Source organism: Microbacterium sp. (assembly GCF_047606685.1).
In the GTDB taxonomy this organism is placed as follows: domain Bacteria; phylum Actinomycetota; class Actinomycetes; order Actinomycetales; family Microbacteriaceae; genus Microbacterium.
Genome location: NZ_JASGEC010000061.1, coordinates 155045 through 169447, shown reverse-complemented (window position 1 = coordinate 169447; position 14403 = coordinate 155045). Strand labels below are relative to the sequence as shown.

The 14403-nt window shown below is 71.2% G+C and carries 13 protein-coding genes; 7 read left to right on the top strand and 6 right to left on the bottom strand.

Going from position 1 to position 14403, the window contains the following annotated elements:
* Positions 1-2: 2 nt before the first annotated feature.
* Both alaS and QM611_RS07775 read right to left on the bottom strand, forming a co-directional pair.
* Positions 3-2660 carry an alanine--tRNA ligase gene (alaS, locus tag QM611_RS07780; protein ID WP_415079332.1) on the bottom strand — a complete coding sequence of 886 codons (2658 nt, stop codon included), beginning with the start codon at positions 2658-2660 and terminating at the stop codon, positions 3-5.
* Positions 2657-2854: a hypothetical protein gene (locus QM611_RS07775; RefSeq protein WP_415079331.1), complete on the bottom strand. Its 198-nt coding sequence runs from the start codon at positions 2852-2854 to the stop codon at positions 2657-2659. Before QM611_RS07775 ends, alaS begins: the two co-directional genes overlap by 4 nt.
* A gap of 110 nt (positions 2855-2964) precedes the next feature.
* Here QM611_RS07775 and QM611_RS07770 point away from each other — a divergent pair, with 110 nt between their 5' ends.
* From QM611_RS07770 to QM611_RS07750, 5 genes are read left to right on the top strand one after another with little or no spacing between them, the layout of a single operon-like run.
* A complete protein-coding gene (locus QM611_RS07770) occupies positions 2965-3789 on the top strand; it encodes an ABC transporter ATP-binding protein (RefSeq protein WP_415079330.1) in 825 nt (274 codons plus the stop codon).
* Between the two features lie 36 nt (positions 3790-3825).
* Entirely contained in the window at positions 3826-4848 is a 1023-nt protein-coding gene (locus QM611_RS07765; RefSeq protein ID WP_415079329.1) for an aliphatic sulfonate ABC transporter substrate-binding protein, read from the top strand.
* Position 4849: 1 nt separating this feature from the next.
* Positions 4850-5731 carry an ABC transporter permease gene (locus tag QM611_RS07760; protein ID WP_415079328.1) on the top strand — a complete coding sequence of 294 codons (882 nt, stop codon included), beginning with the start codon at positions 4850-4852 and terminating at the stop codon, positions 5729-5731.
* Positions 5732-7030 carry an O-acetylhomoserine aminocarboxypropyltransferase/cysteine synthase family protein gene (locus QM611_RS07755; RefSeq protein WP_415079327.1) on the top strand — a complete coding sequence of 433 codons (1299 nt, stop codon included), beginning with the start codon at positions 5732-5734 and terminating at the stop codon, positions 7028-7030.
* 47 nt (positions 7031-7077) lie between these two features.
* On the top strand, positions 7078-7596 hold the full coding sequence (locus QM611_RS07750; protein ID WP_415079354.1) for a CoA-binding protein: 519 nt from the start codon (positions 7078-7080) through the stop codon (positions 7594-7596).
* A 390-nt stretch (positions 7597-7986) separates the two neighbouring features.
* On the opposite strand, the gene rpsD is transcribed toward QM611_RS07750, so the two are convergent.
* The 4 genes from rpsD to QM611_RS07730 form a co-directional block, all read right to left on the bottom strand.
* Positions 7987-8616, bottom strand: a complete 630-nt coding sequence (rpsD, locus tag QM611_RS07745) for a 30S ribosomal protein S4 (protein WP_415079326.1) — start codon at positions 8614-8616, stop codon at positions 7987-7989.
* Between the two features lie 369 nt (positions 8617-8985).
* Positions 8986-9954: a hypothetical protein gene (locus QM611_RS07740; protein ID WP_415079325.1), complete on the bottom strand. Its 969-nt coding sequence runs from the start codon at positions 9952-9954 to the stop codon at positions 8986-8988.
* A gap of 12 nt (positions 9955-9966) precedes the next feature.
* On the bottom strand, positions 9967-10884 hold the full coding sequence (locus tag QM611_RS07735) for a hypothetical protein (protein ID WP_415079324.1): 918 nt from the start codon (positions 10882-10884) through the stop codon (positions 9967-9969).
* A gap of 111 nt (positions 10885-10995) precedes the next feature.
* Positions 10996-12330 carry a replication-associated recombination protein A gene (locus QM611_RS07730; RefSeq protein WP_415079323.1) on the bottom strand — a complete coding sequence of 445 codons (1335 nt, stop codon included), beginning with the start codon at positions 12328-12330 and terminating at the stop codon, positions 10996-10998.
* A 100-nt stretch (positions 12331-12430) separates the two neighbouring features.
* On the opposite strand from QM611_RS07730, the gene QM611_RS07725 reads away from it, so the two are divergent.
* Both QM611_RS07725 and QM611_RS07720 read left to right on the top strand, forming a co-directional pair.
* Positions 12431-12748 (top strand): dioxygenase, encoded by a 318-nt coding sequence (locus QM611_RS07725; protein ID WP_415079322.1) that lies wholly within the window; start codon positions 12431-12433, stop codon positions 12746-12748.
* Between the two features lie 366 nt (positions 12749-13114).
* Positions 13115-14380, top strand: a complete 1266-nt coding sequence (locus QM611_RS07720; protein WP_415079353.1) for a DUF349 domain-containing protein — start codon at positions 13115-13117, stop codon at positions 14378-14380.
* The last annotated feature ends 23 nt before the right edge of the window (positions 14381-14403 follow it).

The following is a 14403-nucleotide window of genomic DNA, read 5'->3' as shown; positions in this document are numbered from 1 at the left end:
CGTCAGGCCGCCAGTGCCTCGCGCACGGCGCGCAGCGCCGCAGGGATCGCCGCGGCATCCGCCCCGCCGCCTTGCGCGATGTCGTCGCGGCCGCCGCCTCCTCCGCCGAGCGCCGAGGCGGCGGCCTTGGCCAGCACACCCGCCTTCGCTCCCGCCGCGCGAGCGGAGTCGGTGGTCGCGGCGATCACAACCGGGCGGCCGCTCACGTCGGCGGCGAGGGCGACCACGGCCGCCGCGGAGCCGAGCCGATCGCGCACGGCCAGCACGAGCGTGCGCAGGTCGTCGGCCGACCCCACCGAACCGACGGCCTCGGCAACCACCGCGAACGCGCCCTCCTGGCTCGCGGTGGCAGCGAGCGCGGGGGCGCGCTCGGCGAGCGCGCTCGCCTCGAGAGCGGCGATCTTCTTCTCGGCCGCCTTCAGGTTCGCCGACAGCTCGGCGACGCGGCTCGCGAGTTGCTCGCGCGGCGCCTTCAGGGCGCTGCTGAGCTCGGCGACGATCGCGCGCTCGGCGGCCAGCGAACGGAACGCGTCGAGCCCCACGAGCGACTCGATGCGTCGGCCGCCGGCGCCCACCGACGACTCGCCGATGATCGAGACGATCCCGACCTCGGCACTGGTTGCCACGTGGGTGCCGGCGCACAGCTCGCGCGACCACGGGCCGCCGATGTCGACCATGCGCACCACGTCGCCGTACTTCTCGCCGAACAGCGCCATCGCCCCGGCTGCTTTCGCCTCGTCGAGGCTGACGATCCGCGTCTCCACCGGCAGGTTGTCGTGGATCGCCCGGTTCGCGATCTCCTCGATCTCGGTCTTCGTCTCCGGCGACAGCGCCTGGCCCCACGAGAAGTCGAACCGCAAGTATCCGGCGCGGTTGAGCGAGCCGGCCTGGGTCGCGGACTTGCCGAGCGTGTCGCGCAGTGCGGCGTGCACAAGGTGTGTGGCCGAGTGCGCCTCGCGCGCGGCGCGCCGGTTGGCGGCGTCCACGACGGAGGTCGCCGCTGCGCCCACCGACACTTCGCCGGTGGCGACCTGCACCGTGTGGCTGACGAGCCCGGGAACCGGGCGCTGCACGTCGAGCACCTCGAGCTCGTAGCCGGGCCCGACGATGGCGCCCTTGTCGGCGACCTGGCCGCCAGACTCGGCGTAGAGCGCGGTCTCGGCGAGGATCACCTCGGCGACCTGGCCCTCGGCCGCGCGATCGGCGGAGCGGCCGTCGACAAGCACGCCGAGCACGCGGGACTCGGTCTCCAGGTTGGTGTAGCCGGTGAACACCGTCTCGCCCCGCGCGCGGAACTCGCTGTAGACGCTGAGGTCGGCGAGCGTTCGCTTGCGCGCGCGGGCGTCGGCCTTGGCCCGCTCCTTCTGCTCCTGCATGAGCGCGTCGAACGCGGCGCGGTCGACGCTGAGCCCTGCCTCCTCGGCGATCTCGAGCGTGAGGTCGATCGGGAAGCCGTACGTGTCGTGCAGCAGGAACGCCTCCGATCCGGACAGCGCCGAGCCGCCGGCATCCTTCGTCTTCCGCACCGACAGGTCGAGGATCGTCGACCCTGCCGCCAATGTCCGCAGGAAGGTCTCCTCCTCGGCGAACGCGTACTGCGAGATGCGCGCCCAGTCGGCCGCGACCTCGGGGTAGGCGGGCTTCATCGCGTCGCGCGAGGCCGCGAACAGCTCGGGAAAGGTCGGCGTGTCCACGCCGAGCAGGCGCATGGCGCGGATCGAGCGGCGCATCAGGCGGCGCAGGATGTAGCCGCGGCCCTCGTTGGACGGGGTCACGCCGTCGCTTAGCAGCATGAGCGACGAGCGCACGTGGTCGGCCACGACGCGGTAGCGCACGTCATCGTCGTGCGCGCGACCGTACGGTCGACCGGACAGCTCGACGGCGCGGTCGAGCACGGGTCGCACCTGGTCGGTCTCGTACATGTTCTCGACGCCCTGCTTGAGGAAGGCGACCCGCTCCAGGCCCATGCCGGTGTCGATGTTCTTGTTCGGCAGCTCGCCGACGATGTCGAACTCGGTTTTGCCGCGGACGTTCTCGATGAAGTCCTGCATGAACACGAGGTTCCAGATCTCCAGGAACCGGGTGTCGTCGACGGCGGGCCCGCCGTCCGCGCCGTACGCCGGGCCGCGGTCGAAGAAGATCTCCGAGTCCGGGCCGCCCGGTCCGGGCTGTCCGGTGTTCCAGTAGTTGTCGGCGCGGCCGAGGCGCTGGACGCGCTCGGGCTTGATCCCGATCACGTCGCGCCAGATCGCCTCCGCCTCGTCATCGGTCTCGTAGACGGTGACCCACAGGTCCTTCTCGTCGAAGCCGAGGCCGCCGTCGGCCTCCGAGGCGGTCAGCAGCTCCCACGCGTAGCGGATCGCGCCTTCCTTGAAGTAGTCGCCGAACGACCAGTTGCCGAGCATCTGGAAGAACGTGCCGTGGCGGGCGGTCTTGCCGACCTCCTCGATGTCGTTGGTGCGAATGCACTTCTGCACATCGGCGATGCGCGGATGCGGTGGCGGGACGACACCGGTGAGGTACGGGATCCACGGCACCATGCCGGCGACCGTGAACAGCAGCGTGGGGTCGTCGCTGACCAGCGACGCCGACGGCATGATCACATGGTCGCGCTTGTCGAAATAGGCCAGGAACCTCTGCGCGATCTCGGCCGTCTTCATTCGGCGGCCTCGTCGGCGTCGCCGGCGAAGCGTTGCTCCTGCTCGTGGTACGCGTCGGTGATGCGGTCGGTGAACGCGCCGAGCCGGGCGTCGACCTCGGCGAGCAGCTCATGACCGCGCGGAGACTTGTCGAGCAGGTGCGCCGCGACAATGCCGCCCAGGATGCCGACCAGGAACCAGAACAGGCTCTTCATGGCACCTATCGTACTTCTCCCGGATTGTTACGCGGGATAACACGTGGGCGCGCTCGCGCGGCGCGCGCGGCATAGGTTGGTCATCCACCCACCCCCGCGACGGAGTCGACATGTCCCTGCTCAGCGAGCGCGCGCACAGCGGCCCCCGCAGCGCGTCCGGTCGCGCCTTCGCGGTGGGCCTGGACGGGATCGGCCGCGTGTTCACCCGCGGCGGCTCGCCTCGACCCGTGCTGCGAGACATCCGGCTGAGCGTGGCAGCCGGTGAGATCGTGGCGATCATCGGCGCGAGCGGATGCGGCAAGTCCACCTTGCTGCGCATCGTCGGCGGCCTCGACCAGCCGACCGCGGGCCGCGCAACGATCGACGACCGCGAGGTGGCGCCCTACGACGAACGCTGCGCGGTCGCCTTCCAGGAGCCGCGGCTGCTGCCGTGGCGCACCATCGTGGGCAACGTCGCGCTCGGACTGCCGCCGCGCACCCCGGCCGCGGAAGGCCGCTCGTCTGTGGCGCGGCTGCTGGAGCTCGTCGGGCTCGCGGAGTTCGCGTCGCATCGGCCGAGAGAGGTCTCCGGCGGGATGGCGCAGCGCGCGGCGCTGGCCCGCGCTCTCGCCCGCAACCCCGGCGTGCTCCTGCTCGACGAGCCGTTCGGCGCGCTCGACGCGCTCACACGCCTGCGGATGCAGGACCTGCTGCTGGACGTGCACGCCGCAGCCCCCGCCACGATCCTGCTCGTGACCCACGATGTCGACGAGGCGCTGCAGCTGGCCGACCGTGTCGTCCTGCTGGGCAGCGACGACGACGGGCCCGGCGCGCGCGTCCAGGCCGAAATCGCGGTGCCCGGCGACCGCCCGCGCGACCGCGGGTCGGCCGAGCTCGCCGAACTGCGCGGTCGCCTTCTCGACGGGCTCGGCATCGATCGCCACGCCACGCGCTGAACCCTTGCCCGACATCCCACAAAGAACGAGAGAACCATGACCAACCGAGCGCTCCGCCTGACCGCCCTTGTCGCCGTTGCCGCAGCCGGCGCGATGCTCACCGGCTGCGTCGCCGGCGAGGGCCAGCAGGCGCCGGCCGAGAGCGGCGCCGACCCGATCGCCGGGCAGACGCTGAACATCGACTTCGCCACCTACAACCCGCTGAGCCTCATCATCAAGGACCAGGGCTGGCTGGAGGCCGAGGGCGTCACCGTGAACTGGGTGCAGTCCGCCGGCTCGAACAAAGCCAACGAGGCGCTGCGCGCGGGCGCGATCGATGTCGGCTCCACCGCGGGCTCGGCGGCGCTGCTCGCCCGCGCCAACGGGTCGCCCATCCAGGCGGTCGCGGTGTTCTCGCAGCCCGAGTGGGCGGCGCTGGTCGTGCCCGGAGACTCCGACATCGCGTCGGTGGAAGACCTCAAAGGCAAGGATGTCGCGGCCACCAAGGGCACCGATCCGTACTTCTTCCTGCTGCAGGCGCTTGACGCGCACGGGCTGTCCGCCGACGACGTCACGGTGCAGAACCTCCAGCACGCCGATGGCTGGGCGGCGCTGCAGAACGAGTCTGTCGACGCGTGGGCCGGTCTTGACCCGATCATGGCGGGGGCCGAGGCCGCGGGCGCGAAACTGCTGTACCGCAACCTCGACTTCAACAGCTACGGATTCCTCAACGCCCGCGAGGACTTCCTCCAGTCGCGGCCGGAGCTCGCGCAGCTCGTCGTCGACGCGTACGCGAAGGCACAGCAGTGGGCCGCGGACAACCCCGACGAGACCGCCGAGATCCTCGCCGACGTCGCCGGGCTAGACACCGCGGTCGCGCAGAAGGTGATCCTCGAGCGCAGCAATCTCGACGTCGACCAGGTTCCCGGCTCAGCCCAGATCGACGTGCTCACCACCATCGGGCCGATCTTCGTGGAGCTGGGCGACGTGGAGTCGCAGCAGAAGGTCGACGACGCGCTGGCGAGCATCGTGAACGACACGCTCGCGAAGAACGCCGATCCGAGCCGCGTCGGGGGTTGAGGTGACGACCGTGGCGCACGAGCCAGAGCGCACCGCTGACTGGGCTGGCCCCGACGTGCCCGCCCCGCCCGCGGCGATCGCTCAAGGCGACGCGGTCCCAGCCGCTGCGCGGTTCGGCCGGCCGCGCGGCATCCCGCTGTGGGGGCGCGTGGTCGGCGGCGCCGCGTTGCCGGCCGCGCTGCTGCTCGTGTGGCACCTCGTCTCGGCGAACGGCATCGTCGACACCTCGCTGCTGCCCTCGCCCGGCATGGTGGTCTCCGCCGGGGTCGACCTCGCCGAGCGCGGGCTGCTCGGCCTGTACGTGGCGATCTCGACGCAGCGTGTGCTCATCGGCTTCGCGATCGGCGCGAGTGTGGGCCTCGTGCTGGGCGCGGTCGTCGGGCTCTCGCGTGCGGGCGACATCCTGCTCGCGCCCACTCTCGGCGCGCTGCGCGCGGTGCCGTCGCTGGCCTGGGTGCCGCTGTTGATCCTGTGGTTCAAGATCGGCGAGGAGTCGAAGATCATCCTCATCGCCATCGGCGCGTTCTTCCCCGTCTACACGGTGGTTGCCGCCGCCCTGCGGCACGTCGACCGGCACCTGCTCGAGGTCGGCCGCACGTACGGGCTCACCGGGTTGTCGCTGTTTCGCGCCGTGCAACTGCCCGCCGTCGTGCCGTCGGTCGTCTCGGGTCTGCGGCTCGCGCTCGCTCAGTCGTGGCTGTTCCTGGTGGCCGCCGAGCTCATCGCGTCGTCGATGGGGCTCGGGTTCCTGCTCGTAGACTCGGGCAACAGCGGCCGCATCGACCGCATCTTCCTCGCGATCATCCTGCTCGCGGTGCTGGGCAAGCTGTCAGACTCGCTGCTGCGGGTCTTCGAGACGTGGGCACTTCGGAGGTGGGCCTAAATGTCAGACCACGAGTACGGGTTCCGCACGCGCGCCATCCACGCCGGCAACATCCCCGACGCGGCATCGGGCGCGCGCGCCCTGCCGATCTACCAGTCCAGCGCGTTCGTCTTCGACGACACCGACGACGCCGCCGCGCGGTTCGCGCTGCAGAAGTACGGGAACATCTACTCCCGCCTTGCGAACCCCACCGTGGCGAGTTTCGAGGAGCGGGTCGCGAGCCTCGAGGGCGGGCTCGGCGCCGTGGCGACGGCGAGCGGGCTGTCGGCGCAGTACCTGCTGTTCGCGGCGCTCGCCGGCGCGGGCGACCACATCGTCGCGTCGTCCAGCCTGTACGGCGGGTCGGTGACGCAGCTGGATGTCACGCTTCGCCGGTTCGGAGTCGAGACCACGTTCGTGCGGGGGTCGGATCCGGCAGACTTCGCGGCGGTGGTGACGCCCCACACCAAGCTGGTCTTCGCCGAGACGATCGCCAACCCGTCGGGAGAGATCGCCGACCTGGAAGGGCTCGCCGAGGTCGCCCACGACGCGGGCGTCCCCCTCGTGATCGACTCGACGGTCGCGACCCCGTATTTGAACCGGCCGATCGAGTGGGGCGCCGACATCGTCGTGCACTCCGCGACGAAGTTCCTCGGCGGCCACGGCACGACGCTCGGCGGCGTCGTGGTCGAGAGCGGCCGCTTTTCTTATCCGGCCGAGCGCTTCCCCCTCATGCACGAGCCGGTGCCGTCGTACGGCAACCTGTCGTGGGTCGGCAACTTCGGCGAGTACGGCTTCCTCGTGCGCCTGCGCGCCGAGCAGCTGCGCGACATCGGCCCCGCGCTCTCGCCGCACTCGGCGTGGCTGTTGGCGCAGGGCGTGGAGACCCTGCCCTACCGCATCCAGGCGCACGTCGACAACGCGCGCGTGGTCGCCGAGTGGCTCGCCACGGACCCGCGTGTCGAGAAGGTCTTCTGGGCCGGCTTGCCGGGGCATCCGCACCACGAGCGGGCGGCCAAGTACCTCCCGGCGGGGCCGGGCAGCGTCTTCGGGTTCGTCGTGAAGGGCGGGCGCGCGGCGGGCAAGGCCTTCATCGAGAACGTCGAGCTCGCGAGCCACCTGGCGAACATCGGCGACGCGAAGACCCTCGTCATCCATCCCGCGTCCACCACGCACGCCCAGCTCACCGAGCAGCAACTCGTGGACGCGGGAGTCGAGCCCGGGCTCGTGCGCATCAGCGTGGGAATCGAGGATGCCGCCGACATCCTGTACGACCTCGACCGAGCCTTGTCGGCCGCGGTCGCGGGGGGTGCGCGGTGAGCGACGGGACGGTCTCGACGCAGCTGGTCAACGGCCTCACATGTGAACTGCCCGCTGACTCGCCCCTCGCGCGGCTGCTGAAGTCGCAGCGCGCGTGGAGCGGTCCGAGCGCGCAGGAGCGGCAGCGCATCCTGAACACCGCGCGCTCGATCGCGATCGTCGGGGCGTCGGCGAACCCCGCGCGGGCGAGCTTCTTCGTCGGCACTTACCTGGTTTCGTCGAGCGACTACCGCGTGTACTTCGTGAACCCGAACGCGACCGAGATCCTCGGCCAGCCGGCCTACCCCGACCTCGCCTCGCTGCCCGAGGTCCCCGACATCGTCGACGTGTTCCGCCGGCCCGCCGACATCCCGTCCGTCATGAACGAGGCGGCCGCCGTCGGCGCGCCCGTGGTGTGGGTGCAGCTCGGGATCTGGAACGAGGACGCTGCCCGCCACGGCGAGAGCCTCGGCCTGAAGGTCGTCATGGACCGCTGCGTCAAAGTCGAGCACGCGCGCTTCCACGGCGGGCTGCATCTGCTCGGCTTCGACACGGGGGTGGTCTCGGCGCGTCGCGCCCGCGGCTGAGCGCGCCCGGGCGGGGTGTCGAGCGTTGTCGCGGGGCATCGAGCGTCTTGCGAGGCGCTCGCGCCCGCGCGCTGCTTCGCGCGGCAGTTTCCTTCAGTCGCGCGTGCGTCTCGCACGCGCGACTGCGGGTTCCTGTAGCGCGAGCCACCCACGCGGCGCGAGTCCCCGCACGGCCTCGGTCGCGCCGGCACCGGCGCTCAGCAGTCATCTTCTGCGGGTTCGCGCGCCTCGCACCTGCACATCGCGACTGCCGAGCGGCGCGCTGAACGCTCAGCAGTCGCCTTCGGCGGGTCTGGCGGCGGGCGTATCAGCAGAAGGTGCCTGCTGAGCATTGGGCAGACGCGCGAGAGGGCGCCGGGGTCTTCCCCCGACACCCTCTCGGCAACACGCTTAGCGCGCGGCGTAGTACTCGACGACGAGCTGCACGTCACACGTGACGGGCACCTCGGCGCGCTTCGGGCGGCGCACCAGGCGCGCCTGGAGCTTGTCGAGCTCGACCTCCAGGTAGCCCGGAACCGGGGGCAGCACGTCGGCGTGGCCACCGGCGGCAGCGACCTGGAACGGGTCGAGACCCTCGCTCTTCGGCTTGACGTGGATGAGCTGACCCGGCTTCACACGGAACGACGGGCGGTCGACGAGCTGGCCGTCGACGAGGATGTGGCGGTGCACGACCAGCTGGCGGGCCTGCGCCGTGGTGCGGGCGAAGCCCGAGCGCAGCACGAGCGCGTCCAGGCGCATCTCGAGCTGCTCGACGAGGTTCTCACCCGTCAGGCCGTCTTTGCGGCGGGCCTCTTCGAACTGGATGCGCAGCTGCTTCTCGCGGATGCCGTACTGCTCGCGCAGACGCTGCTTCTCGCGCAGGCGGACCGCGTAGTCGCTGTCGGCCTTGCGCTTGGTGCGGCCGTGCTCGCCGGGAGCGTACGGGCGCTTCTCGAGGTAGCGCGCGGCCTTCGGGGTGAGTGCGACGCCGAGCGCGCGGGACAGGCGGACCTTGCGGCGGTCCTGGGACTTCGTGACCACGAAGTATTCCTTCCGATGACGCGGCCGTGTCTCTCACGGCTCGCGGACGTATCTCCCTCTCCTCGCCCTGTCAGGACTGCACGCCGGGGCACGCCTGAAGGTCGGTGAAGAGAAGAGGGGATGCCCAAAAACTCGGTTTCGAGCCGCTCAAGTCTAACAGAGCCGCCCTCGCCCGTTCATCCGCGGGTGGATCGGGAAAGCCCCCCACCTTCCCGCGACGACGAGCGTCCACCCCACGCGCACAACGCCCGCTGACGCCTCGCGCTACAAATGCCCGCATTCGCGCCTGCGAGAAACGCGCGCGATTGAAGGAAACAGCCGCGCGAAGCCGATTGCCATCGTCTCGCAGAGTGCAGGACACAAGCGCGGTCAGGATGCCGCAACGAGCGTCGACTGGATGCGCACGACGCCGGTGCCGTACCTGCTGTCGACCTCGCGCTGGAGAGACCCGTCGTCGTAGACCACGGTGACCACGATGTCTTCGCCCGCCGTCTCGCCGCTGGTGGTGATGAAGCCGGGGGCGACCTCGATGATCTCCTTCGTGATCGCGCGGATCTCCCGGCGCGAGCGCTCCGCGGCGGTGACGCACAGCATCCCGCCCCACACTTTCCGCAGCTCTGCTTCGGCTGCGGCGACATCGCCGGCGACCATGACGTTCACAATCATGAGCTCGGGCTTGTTCCACGAGGTGGTCGACTCGCCTCGCTCCATTGCCGCGATCTCCTCCGGCGTCGGGTCGGGCTCGAGCGAGGAGTCCATCCATGACGAGGTGTAGCCGTCGAGCTTCGTGGCCCGGCGGAACACCCGGTCCATCGCCTTGTCGGTGGTCGTGGCTTCGTCGAGCACGTGCCAGCCGCCCGCGGGCTCGGGGCATCGCGTCGTGAAGTCGACGTCGTCGTCCGGCTCGGGCTTGGTCGACCAGTCGAAGTCGCGACCGTTGCCGACCTCGGTCGGGGCCAGCGTCTCGGTCGCCGGGTCCCACCATCCCGTAATGAAGAACTCCCCTTCGGGGCGGTGGAACTCGTCGCTGTACTCGCCCTCGTGCTCGGACCAGTCCCAACCGACGAGCGGGGTCCCGTCGCACTGAGCGGGGACGGACGCGAAGATCGCGCCGAGGCAGGCCTTGGCGCCCTCGTCGTCGTCGCCGATCACCAGCACCGGGTACGGAGTCGTCACAAGCGACGCGCCGGACACCGGGGGCATCTGGTTGGACGCCTCTGTCCTGCCAGGCGAGCCATCCGGAGCGGACGCGCACGCGCTGAGCACCAGAGCGCCGGCTACGGCCGCCGCCACTCCCGCGTATCGGAAGCTCACTGTCGCACCTGCCTGTTTGCTCATGCCCGCATCGTCTCAACTGACCGGAACGAGCGCCGACTCCACGCGCACGACACCGGTCCCGTGCCGCGCGTCGAGCTTTCGCTGCAGCGCGCCGTCATCCCACACGACGCTGATGTCCACCGTCCCAGCGCGGCCGTCGGGGCTGCCACCCAGCACACCAGGCACGGAATCCATGACCTCGTCCATGATCGAGAGCAGCTCGGCCTCGGTCCGCTCCGCGGCGGTGACGCACAGCATCCCTCCCCACACCTTGCGCAGCTCCGCCTCGGCCGCCGCCGGATCGCCGACGACCCTCACGTTCACGACGCTGAGCGTGGGGCTGTTCATCGCGCTCTCGAGCTCCTCGGGCGGCATCGTCGCCTGCACGTCCGGGGCGCTGGCCGGATTGCGGGACTGGTCCATCCACGAGGCCGCGAAGCCATCGAGCTTCGACGCCGCCTGGAACACGGCATCCATCGCCTGCGGCGTCGCCTTCGACTCGTCCACGACCTGCCACCCGCCGTCCGGCTCCTCGCACGGCGTGTCGAACGCGGCGACGCCCCCGTCGCCCGCCGGCCACTCGCCGTCGCGACCGCTGACCACCTCGGTGGGCGTGAACGTGTCGGCGGCGGGGTCGTACTCCCCCGTCACGACGAACTCGCCCCATCGCACGCCGGACGCCTGGTCGTAGTCGCCCTCGTGATCCGCCCAGTCCCAACCGACGAGCGACGGCCCGCCGCACTGGGGCGGAAGCGAGGTGGCGACCCCGCCAACGCACAGCTCGGCGCCGTCTCCGTCGTCGAGGACGGTGACCGGATGCTGCGTGGTCACCCGCGCGGGGCCACTCGCCGTCGGAGCACCGCTCGGCGCGCCGGGAGTCGGTGTCGCGCAGGCCGTCAACGTCACGGCGAGCGCGGCGGCGGCCGCCGCGCCCAGGGCTCTGAAGGTCACGGTCACACTCTGCCAGTGTCGCGTCGGCTCGAGTCGTCTCGGGCGGTGAGATCGCGGCGTTTCGTCTCGCTCCGCTCGCTCAACGACCGGGACCGCTCAACGACCGTAGGCCTACGCGCCGTCGAGGATGCGGCGGATCTTCTCGAGCCGCGCCTGCACCTCGCGCTCGGCGCCGAGCGCCTTCGGCTCGTAGTAGCGCGTGCCCAGCAGCTCGTCGGGCAGGTACTGCTGCGCGAGCACGCCGATCTCGCTGTCGTGCGGGTACTCGTATCCCTTTCCGTGCCCGAGCCGCTTCGCGCCCGGATAGTGCGCGTCGCGCAAGTGCTTCGGCACGCGCCCGATGCCGCCGGCTCTGACGTCGGCGATGGCGCGGTCGATCGCGAGGTACGCGGCGTTCGACTTGGCGGCCGTCGCGAGGTAGGCGGTCGCCTCGGCGAGCGGGATGCGGCCTTCCGGCATCCCGATGAACGCCACCGCGTCGGCCGCGGCGACCGCGATCTGCAACCCGGCGGGATCCGCCAGCCCGATGTCCTCGGCGGCGGAGATCACGAGCCGGCGGGCGATGAACCGCGGATCCTCCCCCGCCTCGATCATGCGCGCGAGGTAGTGCATCGCGGCATCGACGTCCGACCCGCGGATCGACTTGATGAACGCGCTCACGACGTCGTAGTGCTCGTCGCCCTGCCGGTCGTACCGCAGCAGCGCCCGGTCGACGGCCTGCGCGACGTGCTCCGCCGTGATGGCCGGCGTGCCTTCCGTGGCCTCGGGAAGGGATGCCGCGGCCTCCAGCGCCGTCAGCGCTCGCCGCGCGTCGCCGGAGGCGAGGCGGATGAGCGCCGCGCGCGCGTCGGGCTCCAACGCCACTTCGCCCGCGAGTCCGCGCGGATCGTCGACGGCCCGGTCGATGAGCAGGCCCAGGTCGTCGTCGGACAGCGGCTGCAGCGTGAGCAGCAGCGAGCGGGACAGCAGCGGCGAGACCACCGAGAACGACGGGTTCTCGGTGGTCGCCGCAATGAGCACCACCCAGCCGTTCTCGACGCCGGGCAGCAGCGCGTCTTGCTGCGCCTTCGTGAACCGGTGGATCTCGTCGAGGAACAGGATCGTCGACTGGCCGTAAAGATCCCGCTGGGTCATGGCGTCTTGCATGACCTCGCGCACATCGCGCACGCCCGCCGTCACCGCCGACAGCTCGACGAACCGGCGGCCGGACGAGCGGGCGATCGCCTGCGCGAGCGTGGTCTTGCCGGTGCCGGGCGGCCCCCACAGGATCACCGACACCGCGCGCTGCGACGCGGCGTCGGAGCTGGCGAGCTGCACGAGCGGAGACCCCGGCTTCAAGAGATGGCCTTGGCCGGCGACCTCGTCGAGGGATGTCGGGCGCATCCGCACCGCCAGCGGCGTCTGCCGGTGCGCGTCGCCGGCGAACAGGGCGGTGGGAGAGCTCACCGCTCCAGGCTAGCCGCGCCGTATGACACCGCGGTTTGGATGCCCCCGACGTCGATGCGTAGAGTCGTGCGAGGTCGAGTTCGACGGTCGGGAGGGTCGCGTGGCGGCGGGAAACAAGGGGCGCGCTGCGCGCGAGGAACGCGAGCGGGCCCGGCTGTACCAGGCACGAGCCGCGTACCACGAGGGCCAGCAGCGGCGCCGCAAGCGCGACAACGTCGTCGCGGGCGTGGTCGGCGGGCTGCTCCTTCTCGGCGTCGTCGGCGGGCAGATCGCGTACTACACGGTGGGCCCCGGCACGCCGGAGCCGACGCCAGATCCGTCGTCGAGCACCAGCGTTCCCGCGACGCCCGACCCGGGAGTGAGCGAGTCGCCGGTCACCGGCGCCTCCGAGTCGCCGGCGCCGGCGCCGTCGGAGTAGGCCGCGGCAGGCATCCTCAACTCCGCGCTCCTCCACTCCGAGAGGGCTCATCCCCTAGGCTGGGTCGCGTCCTTTCCGACACCAGGCGGCATGCGCCGCGACGAGGTGAACCCGATGACTGTGCCCGAAGAGTCACCCCTAGATCAGGCTGCGACCGACGCCGTCGACGAAGACGCGTCGATCGAAGCGCCCACCGGCGCGGAGCCCGACACGACGGATCAGTCCGGTTCGGCTGCGGAGGCGGATGCGGCGGACGAGCCTGAGAATGTCGAGCCCGATCCTGCTGAGTCTGAGCACACAGAGCCCGAGCCTGCGGCAGCGGCCGCGCCGACCCCGATCCCCGGACCCCGCCCGGTTCCGCGCCCGATGCCCCGCCCGCCGGCGACGTCGTCGATCCCGATCGTTCCCACCAAGGAATGGGGCCGCGTCGCCGAAGATGGCACGGTCTCGGTGCGCGAAGGCGATGGATGGCGCGAGGTCGGCCAGTACCCGGACGGCACCCCCGACGAGGCCCTGGCGTACTTCGCGCGCAAGTTCACCGACCTCGCCGACAAGGTGGCGCTGCTCGAGCAGCGCCACCGTGGCGGCGGGGCATCGGCCGCCGAGCTGCGAACGGCCGCCCAGCACCTTGCCACCGAGGTCGAGGGCGCCGCGGCCGTCGGCGACCTTAATGCGCTCTCCGATCGGCTCACCGCGCTCACCGACGAGCTCGGCGCCGCCAGCGCCGCCGAGGCGGCCGCGGCGCGAGAGGCCGTCGAGGAGGCGATTCGCCAGCGCACCGAGGTCGTCGAGAAGGCGGAGGCAATCGTCGCCCGCGACCCCAAGTCGATCCAGTGGAAGCAGACCACCGCCGAGGTCAGCGCGTTGTTCGAGCAGTGGCAGTCCCAGCAACAGCACGGGCCGCGTCTGCCGAAGTCGGTGGCGCAGCAACTGTGGAAGCGATTCCGCGACGCCCGGTCGGTGCTCGACCGCCGCCGCCGCGAGTTCTACGCCGAGCTCGACGAGGTGCACAAGGGCGCGCGCGATCGCAAGACCCGCCTCGTCGAGAAGGCGGAGGCGCTCGCGCCGAAGGGCGAGGACGGCATCGGCGCGTATCGCGAGCTCCTCGACCAGTGGAAGTCCGCCGGCCGCGCGGGCAAGAAGGCCGACGACGCGCTGTGGGCGCGTTTCAAGGCCGCCGGCGATGCTCTGTACGCTGCCCGCGGCGCGCGTGAGGCCGCCGAGGCCGAGGCGTCCAAAGAGAAGATCGACCAGCGCCGCGCGCTGCTCGACGAGGCCAAGGCGGTTGGCGACGAGAAGGACATCGCCAAGGCCCGCGCGCTGCTCACCAGCATCCAGCGCCGCTGGGACGAGGTGGGCCGCATCTTCCCCCGCGAGAAGGAGCGCGCGCTCGACGACAGCCTGCGCAAGATCGAGCAGGCCCTCCGCTCGCGCGAGGACGCCGACTGGAAGCGCAACAATCCGGAGACGAAGGCTCGCGCCAACGACATGACGCGGCAGCTGACCGACGCGATCGAGAAGCTCGAGGCCGAGCTCGCCGCCGCGAAGAAGGCCGGCGACAAGAAGGCCGTCGCCGAGGCCGAGGAGGCGCTCAAGGCGCGCAAGGCGTGGCTCGCCGCCGTCGGCGGCTGAGCACGGGTTATCCACAGCGCCCC